General features: G+C 39.7%; 8 protein-coding genes and 2 pseudogenes. All 10 read left to right on the top strand.

Annotation, left to right across the window (positions count from 1 at the left end; all coding sequences use genetic code 11):
• The first annotated feature begins 822 nt into the window (after nucleotides 1-822).
• The 10 genes and pseudogenes from ACSQ8O_RS33870 to ACSQ8O_RS33825 all read left to right on the top strand — a co-directional run bounded on the left by ACSQ8O_RS33870 (nucleotide 823) and on the right by ACSQ8O_RS33825 (nucleotide 11,612).
• Nucleotides 823-1,335, top strand: coding sequence for a hypothetical protein (locus ACSQ8O_RS33870; RefSeq protein ID WP_436245283.1), 513 nt, complete (start codon nucleotides 823-825; stop codon nucleotides 1,333-1,335).
• A 181-nt stretch (nucleotides 1,336-1,516) separates the two neighbouring features.
• The gene (locus ACSQ8O_RS33865) at nucleotides 1,517-2,266 is read left to right on the top strand and encodes a tetratricopeptide repeat protein (protein WP_436245282.1); all 750 of its coding nucleotides are present in this window, start codon (nucleotides 1,517-1,519) and stop codon (nucleotides 2,264-2,266) included.
• A gap of 138 nt (nucleotides 2,267-2,404) precedes the next feature.
• Nucleotides 2,405-2,827, top strand: a complete 423-nt coding sequence (gene fosB, locus ACSQ8O_RS33860) for a metallothiol transferase FosB (protein ID WP_436245281.1) — start codon at nucleotides 2,405-2,407, stop codon at nucleotides 2,825-2,827.
• A gap of 877 nt (nucleotides 2,828-3,704) precedes the next feature.
• Nucleotides 3,705-5,615 carry an endonuclease MutS2 gene (locus tag ACSQ8O_RS33855; RefSeq protein WP_436245280.1) on the top strand — a complete coding sequence of 637 codons (1,911 nt, stop codon included), beginning with the start codon at nucleotides 3,705-3,707 and terminating at the stop codon, nucleotides 5,613-5,615.
• 246 nt (nucleotides 5,616-5,861) lie between these two features.
• On the top strand, nucleotides 5,862-6,266 hold the full coding sequence (locus ACSQ8O_RS33850) for an SMI1/KNR4 family protein (protein ID WP_436245279.1): 405 nt from the start codon (nucleotides 5,862-5,864) through the stop codon (nucleotides 6,264-6,266).
• An 88-nt stretch (nucleotides 6,267-6,354) separates the two neighbouring features.
• On the top strand, nucleotides 6,355-7,641 hold the full coding sequence (locus tag ACSQ8O_RS33845) for an IS110 family transposase (protein WP_436245278.1): 1,287 nt from the start codon (nucleotides 6,355-6,357) through the stop codon (nucleotides 7,639-7,641).
• 490 nt (nucleotides 7,642-8,131) lie between these two features.
• On the top strand, nucleotides 8,132-8,731 hold the full coding sequence (locus ACSQ8O_RS33840; RefSeq protein ID WP_436245277.1) for an SMI1/KNR4 family protein: 600 nt from the start codon (nucleotides 8,132-8,134) through the stop codon (nucleotides 8,729-8,731).
• 433 nt (nucleotides 8,732-9,164) lie between these two features.
• Complete coding sequence (locus ACSQ8O_RS33835) at nucleotides 9,165-9,854, top strand: DUF1361 domain-containing protein (protein WP_436245276.1); 690 nt, start codon at nucleotides 9,165-9,167, stop codon at nucleotides 9,852-9,854.
• An 881-nt stretch (nucleotides 9,855-10,735) separates the two neighbouring features.
• Nucleotides 10,736-10,876: pseudogene (locus ACSQ8O_RS33830) on the top strand (sigma factor-like helix-turn-helix DNA-binding protein); the annotation flags it as partial.
• 63 nt (nucleotides 10,877-10,939) lie between these two features.
• Nucleotides 10,940-11,612 (top strand): annotated as a pseudogene (locus ACSQ8O_RS33825) (ABC transporter ATP-binding protein).
• Nucleotides 11,613-12,021 lie beyond the last annotated feature (409 nt).

Below are 12,021 nucleotides of genomic sequence, written 5' to 3'. Positions count from 1 at the left end.
TATCCTTCCCTGTTTGATATTACAGCAGCCGGACATATTTTAGCCCATGAAACGATAGAAGATGGTGTCAGGGAAGTTCAAGAAGAAATCGGAATTAACGTGTCAATAAACGATCTTATATCATTAGGGGTTATAAATTATTGTGTCATAAGAAAAGAACTTATAAGAAAAATGTCGGGTGACAAGAACATTATCTCATTATCGGCCGCGTAAATCGCGGCTTTTTTGTTTTATGGGATCAAGTTCTTGTCACAAGGCAATGACAAGAACTTGATCCCATTCCCGATTTTGACAAGAACTTGATCTCATTCCCGACAGAATCATTCAAACGTTCTTTGGTAAGTTCTAACGAGAAACTTCAATTCAAATAAACATGAGTTCCTTTTGGCTTTCTTCGCTAAACTATTCCAGCTAATAGCCTAAAGATCTTCCCATGAGGTACTCCACGGTCTAAAAAAGCTTGTGCATGGCTCTCTCCCTTTGAAACATCCACACCAATGACTGGATTCATGACATCACTCCTGAAATATTTTCACCGGTAACCCCTAACCTTCTTGTCTTCCACACTATCGCATGTGATACGGGATTCATGTCCCAACCACCCTAACCATGGTTGAACAAGTAGGGGGATGAACTGAATAGCTCTCGGAATCCAAGTCCCACGGGCAGTGACGTTCGACCCCCGGCTACCGCTATATTAAGACACCACAAAAATGAGGTCTACCAGAAAGATCTGGTGACCTCATAATACGATTGGGCAGGAGAGTTTAATCACCTAGCGAATTATTTAAATATCCTACATTCAATGAGGGGTGAACGTTTTTGAATGCAATATTAAAAGACTCTAAACAGATTCAATACTATACATACCTAGGCCCTATATTCGAGGCTCTTCAAAATCGACAACACGATTATAATTGGTTATTAACAGATTTAGAACTAAACTGGATACCAGATGATTTTTTGAACTACTTCGGAGAATATCAAGTAAATAAAGGGACTTGGGATAGAGATAATAAATACTGGATTTCAGGTGAGCAATTAACAAATTTAATTGGCAAGAATAAAATCCAATTTATTTGGGGTGTAATCTCAGGATTTAGAAAGTCGGAGAAGATTGATATTAATAATTTGAGCGTTATTCCGTTTGCTGATGGTAACCCAGGGTTTTGGAAACCAGGAGCCACAGTTCAACATCCAAAAGCTGAAGTAGAAATTGTCTGTTGGGATTCTGGACTTACTCTCATGATAAGTAAAGACCAATCCTTAGTTAAAAGCTTTATGGATTTTTTTAAAGACGCAAAAGACCTTGATGAGTACAATTTGGAAGACTGATGTTCAGTTCAGTACGTCGTTAAACTAACGAGTAACTATAGCTCAATAGACATCAGGAGAAGGCTGCCGACAGCATTGAATGCAGCCCTCTCAGCTAACTGGCAGCATAGTTAAACGAGTAATATAGAGAAAATTTGGTGATATATTATGTAAAGTGGTTTTTAAACGGAGAGGGTTATAGATGGATATTCAAAAACAACAAGCATACCAACTAAACCGAGAAGGCATAAAATTAGCTCAACAGTCAAATTTTGAAGAGGCAATTACTTATTTTCAAAAAGCATTACATTTTCATCCAAACAATGCAACGCTATTTTTCAACATAGCAAATGCACTAGCTGAATTAGAACGTCATAATGAAGCCATCACCTTTTTTGACAATTCGTTAGAATTAGAACCTAATAACGCTGATTGTATTTACAATAAGGCGAATTCTTTGTCATATCAGGGAAAGTCAATTGAAGCAATCACATTATATGAACAGGTCATAAAATTTGACCCTCTTTTTAGCTCTGCGTACTATAACAAAGCTAATGAGCTTAAGAAGTTAGAGAAGTACAGAGAAGCATTATCAGCGTATGATGAAGCGATAGAAAGAGAACCAAACCATTCATCTGCTCATTTCAATAAAGGAATTGTATTGGAGGAACTAAAATCAGACAATGCAGCAATTGAAAGCTATAAAAAATGTATTGAGATAACCCCCGATAATGACGAAGCTCATTACAATTTGGGGAACCTTTTGTATTATCAATTCTTGTATAAGGAAGCATTAGAACATTTTAATAAAGCTATTGAGATAAATCCGAGTGATTTAGATTATTACTACAACAAAGGCGTTGTACTAACAAAGATGGGAGATATTCAAGAAGCTGAAGAATGTTTTATAATGTACCGAAAGTTGATTGCAGAGGAAAATGAGAAAAATTAGTTACATTTGAGCTAACGGGTAAAGTTAGTGGAATAATCAGGGGGCAGATTGCCACGGCAGATGCTCCCTGATTTTCATTGAAGTAACGGAATGTTAAAATAACTCCAACGAATATGAAGTAAGGAGGGGGGAACATAGTTGAAAATCGGAAGCATTAATCATTTGCTCTTTTCTGTTAATGATTTAGATAAATCAATTGCGTTTTACAAGGCTATATTTGATGCACGGTTAATAGTCAAGGGCAGAAAGTTGGCTTATTTTGATTTGAACGGTTTATGGCTGGCATTAAATGTGGAGGACGACATTCCACGGAATGAAATTCACTATTCATATACACATATAGCTTTTTCTGTAGAAAGCGAAGATTTTGATACTGCGGTAAAAAAGCTTGAAGATTTAGGTGTAAATATTCTCCCAGGTCGTACACGTGATGAGAAGGATAGAAAGTCAGTTTATTTTACTGACCCTGATGGGCATAAATTTGAATTCCATACTGGTACTTTACAGGATAGACTTTCATTTTACAAAGACGATAAATCGCACATGATTTTTTATGAGTAATCAGACTCCCTTGGATTTTGGAAGTATCTTGATGATGGAGATATAATACCTATTATGAATATAAGTGAGGCTGAATGATGGATTGGAGTTCATTAAGTAGTATTGTTCGTTTTAGCCCAATGTCTCCTTCTTGCAGTGTCATAGCTTCGCTTGTTATTCGAGATCATTGTCTCAACCAGCCTCAACATGTTTCTACAAGTAGGGGGTGAACAGTTTAGCTGACGGGATAACGGTCCCACGGGCAGTGACGTTCGCCCCCGGCTACCGTTACTAAACCTCTAAAATTCAAAAGAGGTCAACCAGTAAAAACTGGTTAACCTCATAATACGAACGCGCAGTAGAGCGTGGTGGTCTTTGGCGCTTCGGGCAGGATAGTTCAAATACTTCGGAAAGTATTCCACCAGCCAAATGATTATTTAAGAATTGACTAGCGGTCATTAAACCCTTGACTTCCCACATCAAATCATATATCCTACTTACATCATACGATTTCAATGCAAGACACATTCCCTACGAGGTGTTTTATGAGTGTAGCAGGTTTTCAACAGGCATAACTTAAGAAGATAACATTCTATTCTATAGGTGAAGCGGGATACCGTTTCTTAAAATCCTATATGATAGTTTTATTTAAGTTACCTATGAAGAACCCTGCGAATACATCATGAACCATGACTCGAACAGAGGAAGTACACTGCGGCTTTGGACACAAATCCCTTGTCAGCTGATGGCTTTTATCTATATGTAACGTCATGTAAATTGAGTGTAATGAGCTGTGGGTTTCCCGCAGCTTTTTTTGCGCTTATTTGGGCATAAACGTTGAAATCTTATGGTGCAGGGATCTTCATCATGATCACCCAATCGTGAGGAGAATGCAAAGATGAATCCAAGTACAAAGGACAAATTACAATATAACGAATTGAAGACACTCGTCCAAAGCTATTGTGTAAGCAGTCTGGGCAAGCAACTGATCCATCAGCTCGAACCAAGTTCAAACCTCAAAATAGTGAAGCAACGTCTCCTTGAAACAACGGAAGCCCGCGCGATTCTGGATACCGAGGGACATGTGCCGCTGCTGGGGATTTCGAATATTAAATTCATGATGGAGAAGCTGGAAAAAGGGATGGTGCTGGATCCCACCGAACTGATTGCCATTGCTGACTTTCTCCGAGGTTGCCGGAAAGTCAAGAAGTTCATGACCGAGAAGGAATTCTACGCTCCTAAGCTAAGTGCTTATGCCAACTCCATGTGGGATTTCCAGAACATTGAAGATGCAATTCACCAAGCTATTAAAGGGAATCGGGTGGACTCCGGGGCGAGTAAAGAGCTCAGACGAATCCGCAAGCATATTGATATTGCCGAGGCAAAGATTGAGGAGCAGCTGCAAAAGTTTCTGAAGAACAGCGCGAACAAGGAGGTTATTCAGGAGTTTTTTGTCAGCAAAAAAAATGACCGCTTCACCATCCCGATTAAAGCTGCCTATAAGCATCAAGTGGCTGGAACGATTGTCGAAATATCTTCCAAGGGATCGACGGTGTTTATGGAGCCGTTAACTGTTGCCAAGTATAACGCAGAGCTTTCGGGTCTCAAGATGGAGGAGGGGATGGAGGAGCTTCAGATTCTGTCGGCTCTATCGGATTTAGTCGCAAATCAAACCCAGCCGATAACGGTCAATATTGATTTGATTAGTCTGTACGATATGATTTTCGCCAAAGGAAAATTTAGCAAAAGCATAGATGGAATCGCACCTAAAGTGAACGACCACGGGACGATTAAGTTGGTCCGATGCAGGCATCCGTTATTGTCCGGAGGTGCGGTTCCGCTGGATTTTGAAATTGGCGATAGATATCGCAGTTTGGTCATTACGGGTCCGAATGCGGGGGGCAAAACGGTTGTCCTGAAGACGGTCGGTTTGATCGCGCTGGCGGTGATGTCAGGATTTCACATCGCGGCGGATGCGTCTACCGTAGTGGCTGTGTTTGATCGTATGTTCGTTGATATCGGGGATAATCAGAGCCTGGAGAATGCGCTTAGTACCTTTTCGTCCCATATGAAAAATATAGCCGAGATCATGCGCCAAGCGAATCGGAATACGTTGTTGTTGTTTGATGAGATTGGTAGCGGAACGGAACCCAATGAGGGTGCGGCACTGGCCATTGCGATTCTGGAAGAATTTTACCAAATGGGTTGTATGACGGTTGCGACCACGCACTATGGAGAGATTAAGGAATTTTCGGAACGGCATCCGGATTTCATGAACGCAGCCATGGCATTCGACAACGAGACCTTAGAGCCGCAATATAAGCTACTGATTGGGCAATCGGGCGAGAGCAATGCGCTTTGGATCTCGAAGAGGATGGAGTTGAAAGATGAGGTATTGGGGCGGGCGAAGCTGTATATGAAGAGTAAGAACTATCGGTTGGATCTCCTTCATGAAAGTAAAGTGATGAAGAAGCCGGTAGTGGCACATACGGATGAAACGGAAGTTGTACTTGAGGAGTACGGGATGGGTGATCGTGTGCGGTTATTAGAGCATGATGAACCCGCGATCGTGTACAAAGGCCGAGATAGCTTCAACCATATGACGGTTTTATTTGAAGGGCAGCTCGTAGAGGTGCATGCCAAGCGGGTATCCTTAGAACTACGAGCCAGCGAGTTGTATCCTACGGGATATGATCTGAATACGCTGTTCACCAGCTATAAAGACCGCAAGTTTCAGCACGACATGGAGCGTGGCTCGAAGAAGGCGTTGCGGCAAGTGCAGAAGGAAATACGGAAGCAACGGGAGTGAGAGGATCGTAGCTTTGAGGCGTTTCCATCAAGACTATCATGCAAATGATGATCCTAAGTTAGCCGTACCGACCAGTTAGGTGGCACCGGAAGCAAACGCTTCTCGTCTCAATATGACGAGGAGCGTTTTTGCATTTTCAAAAATTGAAGGAGGTTTGAAAAAGGAATTCCGTAATAATAACTATCAATTATATGGTAATATAAGGTAAGTGGTAGACTTTAAATTGGTTAGAAAGGGGGATATATATTGAACTATCTTATTAATGGACTAGAGATGAATCCCCCTACAAACATGAATTTAGTTATGGAAACGGAAAGCAAGCTTGGTGCAAAATTTCCGAGGGATTACAAAGAATTTATTGTTCAATATAATGGTGCGGTAGGTACCGTAGGAAACATGTATATACACCTGTGGGCAATTGACGAGTTAGAAGAATTAAATGAAGGATATGCCATCAGAGAATTTGCAGATGGGTTAGTGATATTCGGTTCCGATGGTGGAGGTACTGCGTATGCTTTCGATACAAGGTATGAGGAAACAACAATTGTTGAAGTTCCCTTTATAGGTATAGACCTAGACGAAATAACAAAATGCTGGCAGCTCATTACGTTAACGGGCAGCATTCCTATTATGAAGAAATACGAGGTTTGAGAAATAAAAAGACTCCTTGGTATGATGTTAATGGATCCCAGATGCTGGCCAGCGTCAGATCCAAAAACAAAACCAAGGAGACTACAACATGCATTCTACTCAAAATGAACGAATTAATCAAATCACTTTTTCTACCTTAATTATCGGAGTCGACATCGCAAAATTTAGACATGTGGCGAGAGCCCAAGACTTCCGCGGGGTCGAGTTCGGGAAGCCAATTACGTTTGAAAACAATAGAGAAGGCTTTGAGTTATTCATGAGCTGGTTCCAGGAGATTTCAATGGAACAAGGGCTTAAAGACGTTATCGTCGGCATGGAACCCACGGGCCACTACTGGCTGAATCTTGCTCATTTTCTTAAAGAAAAACAAGTGAAATACGGTGTAGTGAATCCACTGCACGTTAAAAAAAGCAAAGAACTAGACGACAATTCCCCAACGAAGAATGACATTAAGGATGCGAAAGTGATCGCACAGCTGGTTAAAGACGGGAGATACGCTGTACCGAGTCTTCCCCAGGGTATTTATGCCGAACTGCGGGAAGCGATGAAAATTCGCGAACACCTAACAACTGATCTTTGCGTTGTGCAAGCACTCGTCCATAATTGGTTAGATCGGTACTTCCCAGAGTTTCTAACGGTCTTCAAAGATTGGGAATGCAAATCTGCCATCCAAATGCTAAACCTTCATCTACTGCCGCATGAACTTGTTCACGTGCCAGATACAACCTTACTACAGCACTTGAGAGAAGCGGCAAAGCGCGGACTTGGTCTAGGTAGAATCAATAGTTTGAAGGCAGCTGCGAGCCGTTCTGTCGGCATACGAGAAGGTTCGGAGTTAGCTAAAATGGACTTAAAGTTACTGCTGACCCAGTACGAATGGTTTCAAAATAAGCTCGAAGAACTGGGGGCAAAGTTGGATGAACTGCGCATGCAGATCCCACATGTGCAACTATTGTTGGCGATAAAAGGGATTGGTAGGGACACCATTGCAGGTTTTTTAGCTGAGGTGGGAGACGTTGGTCAGTACCGTCATCCCAAACAAATCACGAAGCTCGCTGGATTGAACTTAAAAACAAATTCATCAGGTACACACATTGGACAGACGAAGATAACGAAGCGAGGTCGAAAACGTCTTCGCGCTTTGCTCTTTCGGGTGATGATGCCATTAGTGGCAAAAAACGCAGCCTTTCGAAATTTGCATGAGTACTACACCAAACGACAGGTGAATCCGCTCAAGAAGATGCAATCTCTTATTGCTTTGTGTAATAAGCTGATACGAGTCTTTTTCGGCATATTAACAAAAGGACACGAATTCAGTGAAGAAAAGATGATGCAGGATATCCCTCGATTTACAGAGTTACCGCAAGCGGCTTAAATAGCGAACTCAGCAGTGATAATGATCTAAGCAAAGAAAAGATAACAAGAAGCACGGATGAGTCGGAAAGGCACTATCCTTACGGACGAAGATCCTGTCGGGCAGCATATCTGACCTCCACCTCATGGACAGGTTGAATGAAGGAATGTGGGAGCGTAGACTCTGCGAGATGTGGGAGGGTTGACCGCCATGAGCTCATGTGGAGATCCAATGGTGCAACCATACATTACCATTCCATCCATTTTTTAAATTGGGTGGCTTAGGTAGAGAGCCTTTTGCCCTTCGGTATATCCATAAATTTCTTCCTCTACAACTTCATACCATTGAAAAGTTATCTGCTAAAATGTATTGATGGTCAAAAACTGAGAAAACGAGAGTATTTAAGAGCAAAGCGTTTCTCCATAGAGGGAGGATAACGTAGTTAAGTGTAAGTAATTTGTGGTAAGATATTTCCAGTAAATGTGTCTCTATATGGGTGGAGTGAATAAAGATGCAGAGTAGTTTTGAAAATGTAAAACAAAAATTATTAGAGGTAGGAATCACAAGTGAAGGTGGTATTCACTCTGATAATTTAGTTGTTTCATTTGAGCAGAAATATGGGTTTCGCTTGCCTCAAGATTATAAAAAATTCCTTTTGACATATGGGGAAATGAACTACAACCATCAAATAAGCTACTCACTAATAACCAATATTCCAAAGCACAATGAACGAGGGAGAATGGGTTATTTTTATAACTTGCAAAATGGCAATAACGATTTAATCAGTAATATCGAAAGCTATCTTGGGCGAATGCCTGAAAGTATGATACCTTTTGCGGATATTTCTGGTGGGGATCAACTTTGCATTGGGGTAACTGAGAATGTAAGCGGAAAAATTTACTTTTGGGATCATGACCAAGAACACTTTGACCCCTCAGAAGAAGAATTATGGAATAATGTTTACTTAGTAGCAAACACATTCTCGGAATTTATCTTAAGTTTTCAAATAGTAGAGGATGAAAATCTACCCAAGGATCTTGGTATTGTTAGTGTAAAGACGACACCTGAATTTCTAAAACTGGTTGAAAAGTTCAAAAGTAAAAAACAATAATCACGCTAATGTAGCAAGTGTTTTAGCATTGAATTAGTGTATGTAGTCTTGTTGAATTATGCTAACGGTGAACGTTTGTTCAATGACATAACAAGAGAAGACTGCCGAAGATTATCATCGGCAGTCTTCTCAGCTAACCGGCCAGAATAATTTTGTGAGAAAATATTAAAATGGTGTAAAAAAATAAGTTGTTCGTTATTTTTGTTTCCATCTGTTTGCTATCTATTTTTTCAGAAGAATATCTTATATGATGGTATCAGATCCCTATATAAAGCATTTATCTTTGATTTGAGTGTCGGAATAGCTTCTTTCATTATTGGAAAAAGAGGATTTTCAGCTAAACGTATAACTACACCACTAGGTATATTGATTACAGTATTTGGTTTCGTTTGTATGAGAAGGTGTTAAAATCATTAATTGTTGGAGGTTTTCATTGAAGGATCTAAACCATAAAAACCTATATATTTTTCTAATAACTCTGTCTTTAGTAAACGTTGTTGTTTATATTACTTGTAAAAATAAATCCTATTTTGACTTCTTGAACTGGAATTTAATTTTGGCTTGGATTCCACTTGTTCTATCTAATTTGATGTATCTTATTTACAAGCGTAGTAAAGTGAAGTCTATTCTTCTAGTTTTATTCGGTATGCTATGGTTACTTTTCTTTCCGAATTCCCCGTACGTTATAACTGATCTCATTCATTTAACAGTAATGAAGGATTTGTATGTAAATAAAGGAAATATCGGCTTTACATACTGGATTGATTTCTTAGTAATAAATTTATTTTCTTGGACTAGCTTGATACTGGGTGCAATCTCAACATATCAAATGCAATATATTTTCATGAGTTTATATAATAAGATTATATCTTGGTGTTTTGTTATAATAGCCTCAGTTGCAGGTGGGTATGGAATTTTATTAGGAAGAGAATATCGATTAAATAGCTGGGAAGCAATAACTGATTGGAGTAAAGTAACTGGAATCATAAAAGGAAGTTTAACAAGTAATTCGGTTTTCTTTTGTCTATTATTTGGCTTATTTATTGGAACCGTGTATATAACAATTTATATATTAATTAACTGTGTGAGTGAATCAAGTCAGGGAAACAAAACCCGCACATAACACCACAATTCTTTGGTTTGTCATCAATTCTATTAAAACATTAGGTTCCCTCGGTGAACTACTTGTTAGTATAACTGGGACGAGGCTACTTACTTATTTTAAGTCTTGGGAAAATAAAGTGTAAACTGGCGGCTGGAGTTAAATTTAAATGCTGTTAAGGTTAAGAAATATCCCTTAGCAATGGAGCTACTCCTTATAATAGGTGGTATTTCCAGTATTAAAAGGAACAACAGATAAATTCCCTGGATTGGGAGTCGCTTTTGTATTGTATATCTTTTTCCCTCGCCTTACGTTGTAAGATAACAAAAATATAACAAAAAACCGATGGGATATTACCAATCTCCCATCAGTATTTGACTTGAATTTTGTTTTATTGGTGAACATAAATTCTTTATAATTCCTTCTTTCCTGAAAACGACATATATACAAAGATCATATTGTGTTTCTCTTCGTAAGCGTGCGCTTACCTTTTTTTTGAAACTCCCCCGCACTTTACAATACATATCTTAATCAATTGATTTAAAATTAGTAATAACATAAAGAATAGATAAAATATGAATAATTAAAAGTAACACATTCAAACTTAAAGATAATCTCGAATAGCGCTGCGAAATTTTAATAATACTTATGATGATTCCAAGTAACGAGAGTAACACACCTAATGGTGTAGATATAATAAAAGAAATTAATGATAATATAGCTAATATAAGTGCCAATTTTATATAAATATTCAAACAAATCACCTCATACCTCAGTTTATCATTTAAAGCTAAAAATTAAAATGCGGGTACTGCCGATCATATTAATTCCTACAAAATTGAACTTTCAAAGCAATTTTCTCTGTAACCAAAAAACCTTATTCCGAGAATAAGGTTTTTTGGTTTGGCTTGGAGCTTGGTGGAGAAGAGCGGACGCAGCGAGAGATCGCAAAAGAGCTGGGCATCTCAAGGAGTTACGTATCGAGGATTGAAAAAAGGGCACTCATGAAGCTATATCATGAATATTATAAGGTGAAGCGGTAAGGTCGACACGTTGAGGAATCGCAGACTTCATTCATTTGGCATCAAATAATGGTGGCGAAGACAATGACAGCCTTAATCAAAATTGAGCATGTAAGTAAGTTTTACTATACGGGTGGGGAAACGATTCGTGCGTTGGATGACATTACGTTAGACATCGTGCAAGGCGAGTTTGTCGCCATTAAGGGGCCTTCGGGCTCTGGAAAGTCCACGCTGAGTGAATATCATCGGCTGCTTGGACATTTCGGATGAAGGGGTCTACACCCTTGATGGGAAACAGATTCACGCCATGAAGGATTCATAGCTGGCCGAGATACGGAATCGGAAAATAGGGTTCGTTTTCCAGAGCTTTAACCTGCTGCCGAGGTTAAACGCTTATGAGAATGTGGAGTTACCTTTAATTTATCGGGGATTATCGAGAAAACAGCGGGAGCCCTTAGTTTTGCAAGCGCTGGAAGCGGTCGATTTGCTGGATCGCAGGAAACACTTTCCTTCGGAGCTGTCTGGGGGACAGCAACAACGCGTTGCGATTGCTCGTACATTGGCTGGCGATCCGCCGATCATTTTGGCGGATGAGCCAACAGGGGCGCTGGACTCAAAGACAGGTGTGGAGATCATGGATATTTTCAGGCGGTTGAACGAGCAGGGACGGACGATTATTGTGATTACGCTTGACCGGCAGGTTTCGGAGCAGGCGAAGCGGGTTGTAAGGTTTCGGGATGGGCGGTTGGTGCATTGAGATCGGAATGAAAAGATATTGGGCAAGTACTTCTTGATCAATTGTTTGGTTAGAGACTCATTTAAACATAATAATTCGTTCTTACACTGTAAAACCCGTGCAAATTGCGCGGGCTTATTTTTAATGTATATTGGTAGATAAAATATAGTGATAGAAAGGAAACCGAGTGAACAAGTCCCCCTAACAAAAAACGAGAGGGATATTTGGCGCCCACTTAGGATACAACAAAATTTACGACTAGACCCTAATGGAAAAGAGCTAAGTTTTATGAAGAAATACAAAGTTAATTCTATAAACAATAAATTAATGAGTTAAATAAGAACGTGGCTAATGAGTTTGCGGACCAGATATGGGACGCATAGCGGAAGAAATATAAATGGCTTTCTTTGTGGAGGTTCCCTGATCGGCG

Source organism: Paenibacillus sp. LjRoot56, from assembly GCF_964253335.1.
Classification (GTDB): domain Bacteria; phylum Bacillota; class Bacilli; order Paenibacillales; family NBRC-103111; genus Paenibacillus_E; species Paenibacillus_E allorhizoplanae.
This window is presented reverse-complemented; position numbering and strand designations above follow the sequence as displayed.

Coding starts and splice junctions, on each gene's coding strand:
- ACSQ8O_RS33865 (WP_436245282.1), top strand. CDS start 1,517: ATGGATATTCAAAAACAACAAGCATACCAACTAAACCGAGAAGGCATA.
- ACSQ8O_RS33855 (WP_436245280.1), top strand. CDS start 3,705: ATGAATCCAAGTACAAAGGACAAATTACAATATAACGAATTGAAGACA.
- ACSQ8O_RS33845 (WP_436245278.1), top strand. CDS start 6,355: ATGCATTCTACTCAAAATGAACGAATTAATCAAATCACTTTTTCTACC.
- ACSQ8O_RS33840 (WP_436245277.1), top strand. CDS start 8,132: ATGCAGAGTAGTTTTGAAAATGTAAAACAAAAATTATTAGAGGTAGGA.